Genomic DNA, 14,411 nt, shown 5'->3' on the forward strand with positions numbered 1-14,411 from the left:
GGAGGCGTGCACGAGGTCTTCCACGAGCTGCTGAGCAGCCGCGACGCGGGCGTGCTGGCGACCATCCAACGCGACGGACGCCCGCACCTGTCCAACGTCAACTACACCTACGACCGGGCGGCGGGCACGATCCGCGTCTCGGTCACCGACCACCGGCAGAAGACGGTGAACCTGCGCCGCGACCCGCGCGCGAGCCTGGAGGTCACGACGCCCGACCTGGGCCGGTACGCGGTGGCCGAGGGCCGGGCCACGCTCTCCCCAGTGGCGGCCGACCCGCACGACGCCACCGTCGACGAGCTGGTCGACATCTATCGCCGCATCGCCGGCGAGCACCCGGACTGGGCCGAGTTCCGCGCCGCGATGGTCACCGACCGCCGCGTCGCCCTGACCCTGCACGTCGAGCGCCTCTACGGCTGGCCCAGAAGCTAGACCGCGGCCACGACCACGTCTCCCAGGCCCGTGGCTTCGAGTTCGGAGCGGATCACGGCCGCGTCGCCCTCGATGACCAGGGTGATGCCGTCGGGGTTGAGGTGGGCGGCGGTGGCGGCGGAGACCTCGTCGACGGTGGCGTGCAGCAGCGACTCCCGCAGCCGCGCGTGATAGTCGTCGGGCAGGTCGTGCACGACCAGCGTCGACAGCGCGCTCGCGTAGGCCCGCGGCGTCTGCAGGCCCACCGACAGCTGCCCGGCCCGCCAATCGCGGGCCACCGCCAGCTCGGGCTCGGTGACCCCTTCGGCCTGCGTACGGGCGATCTCGCCGACCGCGTCGACCAGGGCCGGCGCGGTCACCGCGGTCTGCACGCCGGCGCTGACCACGAACCGGCCGAACCGGCGCGACAGGCCGTATTCCGAGCGGATGCCGTAGGTGTAGCCGCGCACCTCGCGCAGCAGGTGGTTGAGCCGCGAGGTGAACGCGCCGCCGAGCACGATCGCGCCCAGCGTCATCGGCACGTAGTCGGGGTGCGAGCGGTGCGGCGCCGGGTGCCCTAGCCGCAGCGTCGACTGCACCGAGCCGGGCCGGTCGACCAGCACGATCCGGCGGGCCGAGCGCGCCGCGACCGGGAACGGGTCGCCGGCCAGCGGCGCGGCCTCGGTCGCCCCGGCGAACGCCGAGCGGCCCAGCGCGTCGAGGTCGATGCGGGACAGGTCGCCGACGACGAGCAGCGTGCCGGGGGCGGCGAACCAGGCGCGGTGGAAGGAGACCACGTCGTCGACCGAGAGCGCCGCGACGGACCGCGGGTCGCCGGAGAGCGGCCGCCCGTGCCGCACCTCGTTGCCGAACAGGTCGGCCCGCAGCACCGCGTCGGCCCGCGGGCCGGGGTTGGCCCAGTAGAGCCGCAGCGACTCGGCCTCGTCGTCGCGGACCCGTTCGACGTCGGCGGGGTCGAGCCTGGGCCGGCGGACCGCCTCGGCGAGGAGGTCGACCGCGGCCGGCAGCGCCGCGACCGGCACCTGGACGGTCGCCGCGAACGAGTCCCAGTCGACCGAAAGCGACAGGTCGGTGCCGAGCGACTCGAGAGCGACCGCGTAGTCGGCGGCCGACCGCGCGGTCGTGCCCTCCTCCAGCGCCTTGGCCAACACCTCGGCCACGCCCTCGACACCGAGCGACTCCCGCCCGCCACCGGCGTCCAGCAGCAAGGAGGCGACCGCCAGGTTGTGGCCCGGCAGGTCGGCGGCGACGATCGACCCGCCCGCCACCGTGCGCCGCACGACGGTCGGGAACCGGTAGGGCCGCGGCGTCCCCGGCTCCGGCCGCTGCGCAACAAGCTCCGTCATGCGCCTGCCTCGCTTCGCTCGGAGGAGCATGACTTGGCTACTGAGCCAAATGATTCGGTCGCAAGCTCCCTCATGCCACAGCCTCCATCGGCTCGTACACCAGCGTCACTCGGTCTTCGGGGCGCAGCACCCGGCGGGCCACCTCGGCCAGGTCGTCGGCGGTCACGGCGCGCCAGCCCGGCAGGCGGGCGCCGACCAGCGCCGGGTCGCCGAACAGCGTGGCGTAGCGGCTGAGCAGGTCGGCCCGGCCGTCCACGGTGGCCACCGAGGTCCACCAGTCGGTCTCCAGCAACGCCTTGGCCCGGGTCAGCTCGGCCTCGGTGACACCACCCGTGACCAGCTCGTCGACCACCTCGGCGAGCGCGGCGCCGAGCCGGGCGGCGGTGACGCCGGGGCGGGCGGTGGCCGAGACGATCAGCGGCGCGGGGGCATGGGCGAGGTCGACGCCGTACGCGGAGACCGTGTCCGGCTGTGCGAGCCGGGCGCCGTCGGCGAGCAGCCGGTAGAGCCGGCTCCCCCGGCCCTGGCCGAGCACCGTGGCCAGCACGGTGATCGCGTCGTAGTCCGGGGTGCCGTAGGGCGCGGTGCGGTGCGCCAGGTAGACCCGCGGCGCCGGCACCTCGGCCGCCACGACCGACGAGACCGGACCGGCCCACCCGGCCAGCGACCCCGTCGGCGCCGGCGGCCGCCCGTCGCCGGCCGGCACACCGCCGAAGTATTTCGCGGCCAAGGCAAACACCTCGGCCGGGGCCGCGTCGCCGACCACGGTCAGCACCGCGTTGTCGGGCCGGTAGTAGGTGCGGTGGAACGCCTGGAACGTGCCCAGCTCGGCCGCGTTCAGGTCGTCCATCGAGCCGATGGTCGGGTGGTGGTAGGGGTGGCCCTCCGGGTAGAGCAGCGGCAGCAACCGCAGCCAGGCGTCGCCGTAGGGCACGTTCTCGTAGCGCTGGCGCCGCTCGTTCTTGACCACGTCGCGCTGGTTGTCGAGGGTTTCCTGGACCAGCGCCGGCACCAGCCCGCCCATCCGGTCGGCCTCGAGCCAGAGCGCGAGCTCCAGGTGCTCGGCCGGCAGCGTCTCGAAGTAGTTGGTCCGGTCCGGGTTGGTCGTCGCGTTCAGCGAGCCGCCGTTGCCCTGCACCAGTCGCATGTGCTCGGTCTTCGGCACGTTGACCGATCCCTCGAACATCAGGTGCTCGAAGAGGTGCGCGAAGCCGGTCTGCCCGTCGGGCTCGTGCCGCGACCCCACGTCGTACCAGAGGTTGACCGCCACGACCGGCGCGCTGCGGTCCTCGCTGACCACCACGCGCATGCCGTTGGCGAGCCGGGTGGTCTCGATCGGCCAGGGATAACCCGTCTCGGACATGCAGCGACGTTATCCGATCAGCGCACCGGGATACTTGTCCGGTGCACAGCGAGCCGTACCTCCTGGACCCCTCGGCCGACGGCGTGCACGTCCTGTGGCACACCGGCGCGCACGCGACCGGCGCGGTGCTGATCGGCGGGCGGCGCGTCGAAGCGACCAGCTCCGCGCTGGTCACCCTCCACGACGACCAGGATGTACGCACGACCGTGCACCGGCACTGGGCGCTGGTCACCGGGCTCGGGGCGGCCGCCCGCACCCCGTACCGCGTGGTCTCGGACCTCGCCGGCGGCGACCGCGTCGAGTCGGCGACCTACTCACTGGCGCCCGCGGTCCCGCCCGGGCGGCCGGCCCGGCTGCTGCTCTCCAGCGACCACCAGATGTGGCGGATGACCCCGGCCAACATCGAGAAGGTGGCCGAGACGGTCGGGGTGGAGCTCGACGGCGTCCTCTTCGCGGGCGACATGGTCGGTGTGCCGGACCGGGCGGCCGACTGGTTCGACCCGCCGCGGGGGTTCTTCGCCAGCCTGACCGGGCGGGCCGACACGGAGATCGCCGGCCGGCGCTATCGGGGCGCGCCGCTGTTGCAGCACACCCCGCTGTTCCCGGCGATCGGCAACCACGAGGTGATGGGCCGCCGGGCCCGGCACCGCACGCTCCAGGCGCGCTTCGACGACCCGGCGCCGGATGCGTGGGACACGGCCACCTACGAGGCGCTGTTCCCGGTGCCCCGCGGCCCGGACGGCCCCCGCTGGTGGTCCCGCACCGTCGGCGACGTGTTCGTGGTCGCGCTGTTCGTCACCCGGGCGTGGCGGGACGCGGTGGCGACCTACGCCGAGCCGCCCGACCGGGCCGGCGATCCGATGGGCGGGCAGTTCCGCTACGCGCGGGTCGACGCGGGGTCGCCCCAGTACGGCTGGCTGGCCGGTGAGCTGGCGTCGCCGGCGGCCCGGGCGGCCCGCTACCGGGTGGTGCTGTTCCACCACGCCAGCCACGGGCTCGGCGCCCACTGCGTCCCGGCCTACACCGACCCGGTGCCCGACGGGGCGGGCGGCTACGCGTACCCGATCGCGGACGACGTCGTGCTGCGTGACCTGGCGCCGCTGTTCGCCGCCGCCGGGGTCGACCTGGTCGTCAACGGGCACTCGCACCTGTGGAACCGGTTCCGCGACCCGGCCGGCGTCAACTGGCTGGAGACGTCCAACGTCGGCAACTCGTACGGCGCGTTCCCCGACCGTGGCGACCCGGGCGGGCTGGCGGCGGTCATGCCCACCGTCGCGCCGCTGGCCGGCCCCGACGGGGCACCGCTGCCCTACGTCGCCGACAACGACGTCACGGTGTTCTCCGTGCTCGACTCGGGCGCCGGCGTGGTCCGGTCGTACCGCTTCGACACCCGCCACCCCGACGGCCCGGTCGTCCTGTTCGACGAACTGCCGCTTGAAAGGAACGGCCCGTTCCTAACGCTTTCCGCATGGGAACGGGCCGTTCCTAACGCCGAGCTACCGCTGCTCGAGTGATCGTTTGGCCGCGTCGCGGGCGGCCAGGCGGGTGAAGATCCAGACGAAGAGGATCGCCAGGCCGATCTGGATGCCGTGCCGGATCCAGTCGATGCCGCGGGTCTCACCGACCCCCAGGAAGTCCGCGATCACGCCGCCGACCAGCGCGGCGATGAAGCCGATGGTGATCGTGGCCCAGATCGAGATGTTCTGCCGCCCGGGCAGGATCAGCCGGGCGAGCGCGCCGATGATCACGCCACCGATGAGCGCCCAGAGCAAAGTGCCGATCATGCGTGGTCCTCCCTCGGTTCGCCCAGGAGGATCTGGTTGAACACCTCCTGGAGCGTGCTGGCGTCGGGCAGGGCGCCGGCCGGGCTGGCCCGGTCGACGATCTGGGGCAGCAGCTCGGCCAGCGTGTCGGCGGCGTGCTGCGGCGTCAGGCCGGCGTCGTCGGCCGAGGCGTCGAGGTTGGCCGCGCCCAGCGCGTCCTGGATCTGCGTCCCGGTGACCTCCCGGTTGGGCCCGATGTGGATCCACGACTGGACCTGCTGCTGGAGCCCACCCTGCTGGAGCTGGTCGAGCAGGCGGTTGAGGTCGAGATCGTCACCCGTTCGGCTCAGCACGCTGAGCAGCAGCCGGCGCACGCGTTCGTTCTGCGCCAGCTTGGTGATCTGGTCCAGATCCATCCCCCGCTCCATATCTGGCTTTTGCCCGTTTATAGGGAGGTTAAGCGGCGTGTCGGGGCGGTGGTGACCGGATTCACGCATCCCGACCCGCAACCGGGAGGGCGATTGACGCGTCTGGTCCAATACACGCCAAACGACCCGGGGGTCCTATGCACGCGCACGAAAACAGCCGGTTTCGCAATATCGCCACACTGGCCGCGGTCGGTGTGCTCTCCGGCGTGATCGTGGCCGCTGCGGCGTTCCCCCTGGCGGCGGCGTCCGGCCTGATCGCCAAGGCGGGCGCGATCTCCTTCGACGAGCTGCCGGCGAGCTTCACCGTCAAGCAGGCGCCCCAGGCGACCCAGGTGTTCGCCCGCGACGGCAAGACCCCGCTGGCGACGTTCTACGACGAGAACCGCAAGGACGTGCCGCTCTCGGCCATGGCGCCGACGATGGCGCAGGCCCTGGTGGCCGCCGAGGACCAGTCGTTCTACCGGCACAACGGCGTCGACGTGCGCGGCCTGACCCGGGCCGTCGTGGTCAACAAGACCACCGGCGCCCAGCAGGGCGGCTCGACCCTCGACATGCAGCTGGTCCGGATGCTCGCCACCTACTCGGCGACCGAGCCCCAGCAGGTCGTCGACGCGACCGAGAAGAGCACCAGCCGCAAGATCAAGGAGAGCCGGCAGGCCCTCGCGCTCGACAAGGAGCTCGGCAAGAACGGCGTGATCGAGCGCTACCTCAACATGGCGCCGTTCGGGCACAGCACCTACGGCGTCTACGCGGCGTCGAGCTACTACTTCGGCAAGACGCCCGACAAGCTCACCCTGTCGGAGTCGGCGCTGCTGGCCGGCGTGATCCGGGCGCCCAGCGTCTACGACCCGATGGACGAGGGCCAGCGGCCGCAGACCCTCGAACGGCGTGACTGGGTGCTCGACCAGATGGTCAAGACCGGCGCGATCAGCGCGGCGCAGGCTACGGAGGCCAAGCAGGTCGAGCTCAAGTTCGTCGGCAAGACGCCGAGCAACGGCTGCACCGCCACGACGCCCAACGACTTCGGCTTCTTCTGCGACTACTTCCAGCGCTGGTGGCTCGAGCAGGAGGCGTTCGGGAGCACGACGTACGACCGGGAGCGGCGGCTGCGCGGCGGCGGCTACCGGGTCGTGACGTCGCTGGACCCGGCCGTGCAGAAGGCCGCCCACAAGAACGTCACCGAGCAGCTCAGCGTCAACCGCAAGGAGGCGCTGATGGTCGCCGCGGTCGAGCCGGGCACCGGGCGGGTCCGGGCGCTGGCCACCAACCGGACGTTCGGCATCGACAGCTCGTCGAACCCGAAGAACAAGCCGCACAGCAACCCGGCCGAGGCGGAGCGCGGCGTGCGCGGCACGTACCCGGTGACCGCCAACCCCCTGATCACCGGCGGCGGCGGGGTCAACGGCTACCAGGCCGGGTCGACCTTCAAGATCTTCGCGGCGGTGGCGGCCCTGCAGAAGGGCATGCCGCTGGCCACGGAGATCAACGCGCAGCAGGTCTACCGCTCAGGCTACTACGCTCCGCAGGGCGAGCCGGGCAGCTGCAGCGACATCCCGCGCTACTGCCCGACCAACGACAACTCGCGCATGGCCGGCCGGCACGACATGTGGAGCGCGTTCGGCCAGTCGGTCAACACGTACTTCGTGCCGCTCGAGGAGCAGGCCGGCGCGTACAACACGATCCAGGCGGCGAAGGCGCTCGGCATCCGCTTCCTGGCCCCGTCGGAGGCGGCGCACGCCGCCGACAAGGCGGCGGCCGACACGTGGGGCTCGTTCACGCTGGGCGTCTCGGCCACGACGCCGCTCGACCTGGCCAACGCGTACGCGACGCTGGCCGCCGACGGCAAGCACTGTCAGCCGACGCCGGTGGAGCAGATCGTCGACTTCGAAGGCGCCAAGATCGATGTCGGCAACCCGCGCTGCGACCAGGCGGTGCCGACCGAGGTGGCGCGCGGCGCGATCGACATCGCCCGCTGCCCGGTGGGCGACAAGTCGGCGTTCGGCCAGTGCCGGGGCTCGACCGCCGGCGAGGTGCGCGACATCGTCGACCACCCGGTGGCCGGCAAGACCGGCACCACCGACAGCGACCGCACCGCGTCCCTGGTGGTCACCACGACGACGCTGGCCGTGGCCGGCATCATGGCGGACCCGGACTGGCCGGAGACGCCGGAGAACATGGACCACGACAAGATCAACCCGGCGGTGTACGAGACGCTGGCGGACGCGATGAAGGGCAAGCCCAGCGTCGACTTCCCGGCGCCCTCGCGGAACACCGCGTACGGGAACCAGAAGACCATCCCGGACGTGTCCTGCGACTCGGTCGACGAGGCGCGCAACCGCCTGCGGGAGGCCGGCTTCGAGGTCAAGGTCGACGAGGCCCGGGTGCCGTCCAACTGCCCGGAGGGCACGGTCGCCTACAGCGACCCGAACCGCCGCAGCGTCGAGGGCGCCACCGTCACGTTGAAGATCAGCGGTGGCCGGCCGGCGACGAACCCGAGCAACGAGCCGACGAACCCGAACGGCAACAACGCACCACCCGCCGACGGCAACCGCCCGGGCGACAACATCCTGGACGGCATCTTCAACTAGCGTCGCCGCCCGTCCCGCGCAGGCCCACTGCGGTGGTGGGATGGGCGGGTGCGGTGGTTGACGGAGTGCACGGCCGAAGGCGTCACCGCGGCCCTGCGCGAGGTCGTGCCGCGGCTCGGCGACGGACCCGTCGAGCTTCGTGACCGCGCCGTCGAGGACGACCCGCTGTGGTGGTCCTCGACGGCCGTCGTGAGCGGGCGCTACGTGGCCAAGTTCGCCTGGTCGCGACCGGCCGCGCAGCGGGTCGCGCACGAGCTGCGCGTGCTGAGCGCGCTGGCGAGGGAGCCCGCCGTCCCGTGCCTGCCGCAGGTCGTCGCGGCCAGCCTGGACCCGGTGCTGCTGGTCACCGAGCGCGTGCGCGGCCGATCGCTGTTCGCGGTGCTGCCGAGGCTCGACCCGGCGTGCGCCGGCCGGCAGCTGGCCCGGTTCCTCGCGGCGCTGCACGACACTGCGACCCGCGCCCGCGTCGACGACGCCGTCGGCCCACTGCCCCAGGCCCGGCATGGTCCCCAGCACCCCGTCGCGACTAGGGAGCTGCACGACCGGCTCGGCCCCTTCATCCGGCCCGACCAGCGGTCTCAGGTCGGGGATTGGTGCGACTGGGCCGATGCGACGCTGGTGCCACCCCGGCCGAGCGTGCTCGTGCACGCGGACCTGCACGGCGACAACCAGGTCTGGGCGGGCGACCGGCTCCGGCTGGTCGTCGACTTCGAGACCGCCGCCCTGGCCGAGCCCGAGTACGACCTGCGCGCCCTCGGCGGCCCGGGCCTGCTCGGCGCCACCGTCGCCCATTACGAGCGGATCAGCGACCGCCGGCTCGCGGTGGACCGCATCCTGGCCTGGCACCTGCGCACCACGCTCGGCGACGTGCTGTGGCGCGGCGAGGCCGGTCGGCTGACGCGCCGGGCGGCGGCGGACCGGGTCGACGACCTGGCCCGCCGCCTCGCTACCCGAACGTGAAGGCGTAGGCCTCGGCGCCCGGGCCCCCGAAGGCAATCTCGACGATCCGCTCCTCGACCGCCTCCGGCTGGCGGACCAGCTGGTAGAGGCGGCCCTCCCGGAGCACGCCCGCCCCGTCCGCGGCCACGTCGACCCCGTGCGCCGGGCCGGGCGCCGCGCCGTCGAGGAAGACCTGGAACGGGATCGGCTCGCCCGTCGGGTTGGCCAGCACCAGGTGCGCGTCGCGGGCCTGGAAGCGGAACGCGATCCGACCGTCGGGGCCGTCCAGCCGGATCCGCTCCCGGCCGATCGTCCACTCGCCGTCGAGGCCCCACTGGTTGAACGGCAGGAAGCCCGGGAAGGCGTACGCCCGGCTCTGGTCGAGGATCGGGCCCTCGGACGCGAAACCGCCGCCGCGGCCGTAGCCCAGGTAGGTCTCGGGTGTCCGCAGCGTGTCCCAGTCGGCGTCCGCCTCCACGCCCTGGCCCATGATTTCGCCGGCGACCAGCTCGCGCGAGACGCCGAGCAGGCGCTGGATCGACTGCTCCGACTCGACGTAGCGGCCCTCGCCGAAGTGCTGGTCGCGGATCTCCCCAGCACCGTCGACGAAGTAGAGCGCCGGCCAGAAATGGTTGTCGAACTCGGTCCAGATCCCGTAGTCGTCGTCCAGCGCCACAGGGTAGGTGATCTCCCGCTCGGCCGTGGCGAGCCGGACCAGGTCGGCGTCGTGCTCGAACGAGAACTCCGGCGTGTGCACGCCGACCACGAGCAGGCCGTCATCGGCGTACGCCTGGGACCACGCCCGGATCCACGGCTCGGTGCGCAGCCAGTTGATGCAGGTCAGCGTCCAGAAGTCGACGAGCACCACCCGGTCGCGCAGGTCCTCCGGGCGCAGCGGCGCGGTGTTGAGCCAGCCCGTCGCGCCGGCGAAGGTCGGCGGGGCGCTCATCGCAGCGGCCGCAGCCCGTCGCGCACCTCCGCGGCGAACAGCTCCGGCTCCTGCCAGGCCGCGAAGTGGTTGCCCATCTCGACCTCGTGGAAATACACCAGCTCCGGGTACGCCCGCTCGGTCCACGACCGCGGCGCCTGGTAGAGCTCGTGCGGGAAGACGCTGACCGCGGCCGGCGTCTGCACGCCCTTGACGTCGAAGAAGCCGACGGTGCTCTCCCAGTAGAGCCGGGCCGACGAGATGCCGGTGTTGGTGAGCCAGGCGAGCGTGACGTTGTCGAGCACCTCGTCGCGGGTGAGGTGGCCGACGGGCTCCTTCTGCACGAAGGCCGCCGAGATGTCCTCGTAGCTCTGCCTGTCGTGGTCGATCATCCAGGCGGCCAGCGCGACCGGCGAGTCGGCCAGGCCGTACAGCGTCTGCGGGTGCAGGGCCATCTCCAGCGCGTACCCGATGCCCTTGGTGTAGAGGAAGCTCAGCTGGTCGTAGGCGCGGCTCTCCTCCGCCGAGAGATCTGTCGGCTTGGGGTCGCCGGAGCCGAGCACGTTCGAGGTCATCGCCTTGAAGACGTCGGGCGGGACCGTGCCGGGCATGTTGGAGTGGATGCCGATCAGCCCGTCGGGGGCCTGCGCGCCCATGAGGTCCGTGATGATCGCGCCCCAGTCGCCGCCCTGCGCCGCGAAGCGCTGGTAGCCGACGCGGTTCATCAGCGTCACCCAGGCCCGGGCGATGTGGTCGGGTCCCCAGCCGGTGGCGTCCGGGCGCCCCGAGAAGCCGTACCCCGGGATCGACGGCACGACGACGTGGAACGCGTCCTGCGCCCGGCCGCCGTGCGCCTCCGGATCGGTCAGCAGGTCGATGGTCTGGAGGAACTCGACGACGGAGCCCGGCCAGCCGTGGGTGAGGATCAGCGGCAGCGCGTCGTCGTGCCGCGACCGCACGTGGATGAAGTGGATGTCCAGGCCGTCGATCTCGGTCATGAACTGCGGCAGGTCGTTGAGCCGCGACTCGATCCGCCGCAGGTCGTAGTCCGAGATCCAGTACCGGGCGAGTTCCTGCATGGTCTCGAGCTGCACGCCCTGGGTCAGGTCGGGCACGGTCTCGTGCTCGGGCCAGCGAGTGTTGTCGATCCGGTCGTGCAGGTCGTCCAGATCCCGCTGCGGGATGGTGACCGTGAACGGCCGGATCTCGGTGGCGGCGGACATGCGTGCGCTCCTCTCCGTTCCAGGCTCACTGGAGGGGAGCGAGGGCCTTCTGCCCTCTCGTGTGACAAACAGTCCAAGCCCCGACTCGGGCGGGCCACAGGTGTACGGGCCGGCTACCGGCCCACGCACCTCACGCTAGAACGCCCCGCCGGGCGCCGGGCTCAGTTCCCCGATCTGTCGCGCTCCTCGAGGCCGGACCAGCCGTGCGGGCTCTCCGACTCGCCGCGGTCCCGGCCCTCGGTGATCGACTCGTCGACCGCGGTGTCCTCGTGCTCGTTGGCGAAGTCGGCGCCGTCGGTGTCGTCGGTGGTGCCGCCCGGGTCGGCGGCGTCGGGGCCGGGCTCGCCCAGCGCCGGCGGGTCGTCGCGGTCAGCCATGGTCACTCCACCCCCGCGCCGTCGCGCAGGCGGTGCGGGTCGACCTCGCGACCCGGATGCCGGGCGAGGTATTCGGTCTCCAGCTCGGCGGTGCGCCGCAGGTGGTTGGCCAGGGACGGATCGGAGCCGTGCCGGAGCGTGTCCAGCCGGGTCCGGTGCAGGCTGTGCAGCTCGCGCATCAGGTCGTCGTCGGACAGCTCGCTCGGGTCGACGCCCACGTCCTCGCCGACGACCGACACCGTCACGTCGACGGACTCGGTCGGGGAACGGTCGCGCCCAACAGATTCGGTCATGGTTCGATACTGCCCATTTCCGACGCGGGGTAACCAAGATTCGTCCCGGCTACGACGCGCTGTCGGAGTCCTCAGCGAGCGCCGGTACCCTCATTCGACATGAGGCGTCTGGTCACCCCACCGATGCTCGCGAAGCATGTGCTGGCGATCGCGCTGATCGGCGGTTTCCTGGCGCTGGGCTGGTGGCAGATCTCCCGGGCGTCCGCCGGCAACACCTTGAGCTGGGCGTACGCGTTCGAGTGGCCGGTGTTCGCCGCGTTCGTCGGCTTCCTCTGGTACCGGGAGATCCGCGAGGCGCTCAGCACGCCGGCCGTCACCGCTCCGGAGGCGGCCGAACCGGTCAAGGAGGTGCCGGTCCTGCCGCCCGTGCTCGGCACCCGTACGCCCAAGATCGGTTCTGGTTTCCGGCGGCCGGTGCTGGTCCCCCGCCGCGCCACCGCGGGCGCCGCCCCCGCCGCTCCCGACCCGGAGCTGGACGAATACAACGACTATCTCGCCTGGCTCAACGCCAACCCGGGCGCGAAGGCGTCCGCATACCCGGGCCGCCGCCGCGGTCCTGGTTGATCAGGAAGGATCCCCCCGCACCATGCGCGCAGCCCTGACCCGCTACCGCATCATCGCCTACATCGTCGGCGTCGTGCTGATCGTGCTCGTGGTGATCGGCATGCCACTGAAGTACATCGGCGACAACGCGACCGTGGTCGAGACCGTCGGCCCGGCCCACGGCTTCCTCTACATGATCTACCTGATCGCCGTCTTCGACCTGGGCCGGCGGGCCCGCTGGCCCATCGGCCGGATGCTGCTGGTCATGCTGGCGGGCACGATCCCGTTCGTGTCGTTCTACGCGGAGCGCAAGGTGGCCCGCTGGACCCGCGCCCAGGCCGACGCCACGGACCCGGTCGCCGTCACCTCCTGAGCGGATTCCCTCGAAAGAGGCCGTAACCCACCACCCCGGGGCGGGGTTTTCAGCGCAGTGGCGACTCCGGCGCAAGCCGGACTTATGCCCATCAATAGCCTGGTCCACAAAGCAAGGTCACGCTGCGAAGAGTGACCACACCATTGGTGTGCCTACTTACCGTAATCGCAATTTCCCGTACCGGTGATCTTCGCACTCGATTGGGCCAACAAATCGCATCATCCGGGCCCCGACGCTTCCATTGTGGACGTTCGACCGCTAAATTCCTATCCTGGCCGGCCCCTGCGGCAATGTCGCATGCCGTGCTTTTTCTTTCCCAGAAAAGCCCCGAGCCTGCGGAGAACCAGATGTCCGACAGCAAGACGACCTCGCTCGCATTCCGCCGTAGCTCACGCTGCGAAGCGGCGAACTGCGTCGAGGTAGCTACCCTCGGTGACGGCACCGGAGCGGTCCTGCGAAACTCGACCGCCCCTGAGACGCACCTGTCCTTCGACGCTCCTTCTTGGCGTGGCTTCATCGCCGGCGTGGCGGCCGGCGAGTTCGACCTTTCGCGCTGACGCCAGTTCCTAAGCCGGCACGCCGCCGACCCCGGTTGGCGTGCCGGCTTATATATGGCCCTATGCCGATGCCCCGGTGTAGTCTCGATTAGCAAGATGCAAGGTGGCTAAACGCAAGGTTCCGGATGGCCAACCCTGATCATGGTTAATCCCCTTGATCATGGCTTAGCCCAAAAATATCCCCCGACCGGAGGCGGCCGTGACGACGGTCCAGGGGCCGACCGCCAGCCGGCGCAAATTGCGCTCGGCATTGCGGGCAGCCCGGGAAGACGCGAAGCTGACCCAAGATCATGTCGCCGAGGCGATGGACTGGTCCCTGAGCAAGCTCATCCGCATCGAGACCGGCCGGGTGAGCGTTTCCACCAACGACGTCCGCGCGCTGCTCGGCCTTTACGGCATCGACGGCAGCCCTGAGGCGCAGGAGCTCATCGCCCTGGCCCGGGTGGCGCGGCAGAAGCCGTGGTGGCAGGAGGCCCGAGCCTCGATCCAGCCGCAATACGCGCAGTTCATCGGCCTCGAAGCCGAAGCGTCGGCGATGCTGTGCTTCCAGTCGAGCCTGATGCCGGGCCTGGCCCAGACCCGCGACTACGCGCGAGCGGTGATCACCAATCGGGCGCCGGGACAGGTGCGGCTCGACGAGGTCGACACCAAGGTCGAGGTGCGCATGCGCCGCAAGGCGGAGATCCTCGAGCGCGACGACCCACCGCGGTTCGACATCATCCTCGACGAGGCGGTCCTGCACCGCGCGATCGGCGGCGTCGAGGTCCACCGCGAGCAGCTCGACCACCTCACCTCGCTGGCCGCCGCACCCAACATCACCATCCAGGTGGTCCGCTTCGACACGGGCCGGGTGACCGCGGCCGGATCATTCATGATCCTCCAGTTCACCGACGACGCCGACGTGGTCTATCTCGAGAGCGCCAACCTGGAAAACTTCCTCGAGCGCCCGACGGAGACCCAGCCCTACCACATCGAGTTCAACTGGCTGCGCGACAGCGCGCTGAACGAAACCGAGTCGCTGGCGCTGATCAAGCGCATCGCCGACGACCTCTGAGGTGCGGTCAACCCGACGAGCGGTAGCCGCTGTCGGGATCGGCGTCGGCTTCGTTCTCGTTCTGGTCGCGCTATCTCCGCTGGCACTCGTCTGGGCTTCCCACTGGCTGGAGCGATCTCCGGTCCAAACGGCGACCGTCCTGGATGAGGAGCACGAGGCGGCCGTTCACCGCGGCACCGGCGAGAACCCAGGAAAGAAGGTCGCCGG

Annotated in this window: 16 protein-coding genes; 8 read left to right on the forward strand and 8 right to left on the reverse strand. The window is 71.4% G+C overall.

Annotated elements, in window-relative coordinates; translation table 11 throughout:
- Positions 1 to 6 precede the first annotated feature (6 nt).
- Complete coding sequence (locus O7635_RS00655) at positions 7 to 429, forward strand: PPOX class F420-dependent oxidoreductase (protein WP_278078415.1); 423 nt, start codon at positions 7 to 9, stop codon at positions 427 to 429.
- On the opposite strand, the gene O7635_RS00660 is transcribed toward O7635_RS00655, so the two are convergent.
- Both O7635_RS00660 and O7635_RS00665 read right to left on the reverse strand, forming a co-directional pair.
- On the reverse strand, positions 426 to 1,775 hold the full coding sequence (locus tag O7635_RS00660) for a pitrilysin family protein (RefSeq protein ID WP_278078416.1): 1,350 nt from the start codon (positions 1,773 to 1,775) through the stop codon (positions 426 to 428). The two genes, O7635_RS00655 and O7635_RS00660, sit on opposite strands and share 4 nt — an antisense overlap.
- 70 nt (positions 1,776 to 1,845) lie before the next feature.
- Positions 1,846 to 3,138 carry a pitrilysin family protein gene (locus O7635_RS00665; protein ID WP_278078417.1) on the reverse strand — a complete coding sequence of 431 codons (1,293 nt, stop codon included), beginning with the start codon at positions 3,136 to 3,138 and terminating at the stop codon, positions 1,846 to 1,848.
- A gap of 41 nt (positions 3,139 to 3,179) precedes the next feature.
- Between O7635_RS00665 and O7635_RS00670 the strand changes: the two genes are divergently transcribed.
- Positions 3,180 to 4,652, forward strand: a complete 1,473-nt coding sequence (locus O7635_RS00670) for a metallophosphoesterase (RefSeq protein WP_278078418.1) — start codon at positions 3,180 to 3,182, stop codon at positions 4,650 to 4,652.
- Here O7635_RS00670 and O7635_RS00675 read toward each other — a convergent pair.
- The gene (locus O7635_RS00675; protein WP_278078419.1) at positions 4,635 to 4,922 is read right to left on the reverse strand and encodes a GlsB/YeaQ/YmgE family stress response membrane protein; all 288 of its coding nucleotides are present in this window, start codon (positions 4,920 to 4,922) and stop codon (positions 4,635 to 4,637) included. The two genes, O7635_RS00670 and O7635_RS00675, sit on opposite strands and share 18 nt — an antisense overlap.
- Positions 4,919 to 5,317 carry a YidB family protein gene (locus O7635_RS00680; RefSeq protein WP_278078420.1) on the reverse strand — a complete coding sequence of 133 codons (399 nt, stop codon included), beginning with the start codon at positions 5,315 to 5,317 and terminating at the stop codon, positions 4,919 to 4,921. The genes O7635_RS00675 and O7635_RS00680 overlap by 4 nt, the downstream gene beginning before the upstream one ends.
- 149 nt (positions 5,318 to 5,466) lie before the next feature.
- Here O7635_RS00680 and O7635_RS00685 point away from each other — a divergent pair, with 149 nt between their 5' ends.
- Positions 5,467 to 7,917: a penicillin-binding protein gene (locus O7635_RS00685; RefSeq protein WP_278078421.1), complete on the forward strand. Its 2,451-nt coding sequence runs from the start codon at positions 5,467 to 5,469 to the stop codon at positions 7,915 to 7,917.
- 48 nt (positions 7,918 to 7,965) lie between these two features.
- Entirely contained in the window at positions 7,966 to 8,877 is a 912-nt protein-coding gene (locus tag O7635_RS00690) for an aminoglycoside phosphotransferase family protein (RefSeq protein WP_278078422.1), read from the forward strand.
- Here the strand turns inward: O7635_RS00690 and O7635_RS00695 are convergent.
- From O7635_RS00695 to O7635_RS00710, 4 genes are all read right to left on the reverse strand, one after another.
- A complete protein-coding gene (locus tag O7635_RS00695; protein WP_278078423.1) occupies positions 8,864 to 9,805 on the reverse strand; it encodes a thioredoxin in 942 nt (313 codons plus the stop codon). The genes O7635_RS00690 and O7635_RS00695 overlap by 14 nt on opposite strands.
- Positions 9,802 to 11,007 carry an epoxide hydrolase family protein gene (locus O7635_RS00700; RefSeq protein WP_278078424.1) on the reverse strand — a complete coding sequence of 402 codons (1,206 nt, stop codon included), beginning with the start codon at positions 11,005 to 11,007 and terminating at the stop codon, positions 9,802 to 9,804. The genes O7635_RS00695 and O7635_RS00700 overlap by 4 nt, the downstream gene beginning before the upstream one ends.
- A 161-nt stretch (positions 11,008 to 11,168) precedes the next feature.
- Positions 11,169 to 11,384: a hypothetical protein gene (locus O7635_RS00705; protein ID WP_278078425.1), complete on the reverse strand. Its 216-nt coding sequence runs from the start codon at positions 11,382 to 11,384 to the stop codon at positions 11,169 to 11,171.
- 2 nt (positions 11,385 to 11,386) lie between these two features.
- Positions 11,387 to 11,677 carry a DUF6158 family protein gene (locus tag O7635_RS00710; RefSeq protein ID WP_278078426.1) on the reverse strand — a complete coding sequence of 97 codons (291 nt, stop codon included), beginning with the start codon at positions 11,675 to 11,677 and terminating at the stop codon, positions 11,387 to 11,389.
- 99 nt (positions 11,678 to 11,776) lie between these two features.
- Here O7635_RS00710 and O7635_RS00715 point away from each other — a divergent pair, with 99 nt between their 5' ends.
- The 4 genes from O7635_RS00715 (at position 11,777) to O7635_RS00730 (ending at position 14,204) form a co-directional block, all read left to right on the forward strand.
- Positions 11,777 to 12,241, forward strand: a complete 465-nt coding sequence (locus O7635_RS00715; protein ID WP_278078427.1) for a hypothetical protein — start codon at positions 11,777 to 11,779, stop codon at positions 12,239 to 12,241.
- Between the two features lie 22 nt (positions 12,242 to 12,263).
- Positions 12,264 to 12,593 (forward strand): DUF3817 domain-containing protein, encoded by a 330-nt coding sequence (locus tag O7635_RS00720; RefSeq protein WP_278078428.1) that lies wholly within the window; start codon positions 12,264 to 12,266, stop codon positions 12,591 to 12,593.
- A gap of 347 nt (positions 12,594 to 12,940) precedes the next feature.
- Positions 12,941 to 13,150, forward strand: a complete 210-nt coding sequence (locus O7635_RS00725) for a DUF397 domain-containing protein (protein WP_278078429.1) — start codon at positions 12,941 to 12,943, stop codon at positions 13,148 to 13,150.
- 199 nt (positions 13,151 to 13,349) lie between these two features.
- Positions 13,350 to 14,204: a helix-turn-helix transcriptional regulator gene (locus O7635_RS00730; RefSeq protein ID WP_278078430.1), complete on the forward strand. Its 855-nt coding sequence runs from the start codon at positions 13,350 to 13,352 to the stop codon at positions 14,202 to 14,204.
- Positions 14,205 to 14,411: the final 207 nt, after the last annotated feature.

This window comes from Asanoa sp. WMMD1127 (assembly GCF_029626225.1).
Classification (GTDB): Bacteria; Actinomycetota; Actinomycetes; order Mycobacteriales; family Micromonosporaceae; genus Asanoa.

Bases quoted from the DNA above. Each gene is read 5' to 3' on its own strand.
- O7635_RS00680 (WP_278078420.1), bottom strand. From the start codon at position 5,317: ATGGATCTGGACCAGATCACCAAGCTGGCGCAGAACGAACGCGTGCGC.
- O7635_RS00660 (WP_278078416.1), bottom strand. From the start codon at position 1,775: ATGACGGAGCTTGTTGCGCAGCGGCCGGAGCCGGGGACGCCGCGGCCC.
- O7635_RS00685 (WP_278078421.1), top strand. From the start codon at position 5,467: ATGCACGCGCACGAAAACAGCCGGTTTCGCAATATCGCCACACTGGCC.
- O7635_RS00665 (WP_278078417.1), bottom strand. From the start codon at position 3,138: ATGTCCGAGACGGGTTATCCCTGGCCGATCGAGACCACCCGGCTCGCC.
- O7635_RS00700 (WP_278078424.1), bottom strand. From the start codon at position 11,007: ATGTCCGCCGCCACCGAGATCCGGCCGTTCACGGTCACCATCCCGCAG.
- O7635_RS00675 (WP_278078419.1), bottom strand. From the start codon at position 4,922: ATGATCGGCACTTTGCTCTGGGCGCTCATCGGTGGCGTGATCATCGGC.
- O7635_RS00720 (WP_278078428.1), top strand. From the start codon at position 12,264: ATGCGCGCAGCCCTGACCCGCTACCGCATCATCGCCTACATCGTCGGC.
- O7635_RS00715 (WP_278078427.1), top strand. From the start codon at position 11,777: ATGAGGCGTCTGGTCACCCCACCGATGCTCGCGAAGCATGTGCTGGCG.
- O7635_RS00725 (WP_278078429.1), top strand. From the start codon at position 12,941: ATGTCCGACAGCAAGACGACCTCGCTCGCATTCCGCCGTAGCTCACGC.
- O7635_RS00705 (WP_278078425.1), bottom strand. From the start codon at position 11,384: ATGGCTGACCGCGACGACCCGCCGGCGCTGGGCGAGCCCGGCCCCGAC.
- O7635_RS00710 (WP_278078426.1), bottom strand. From the start codon at position 11,677: ATGACCGAATCTGTTGGGCGCGACCGTTCCCCGACCGAGTCCGTCGAC.
- O7635_RS00695 (WP_278078423.1), bottom strand. From the start codon at position 9,805: ATGAGCGCCCCGCCGACCTTCGCCGGCGCGACGGGCTGGCTCAACACC.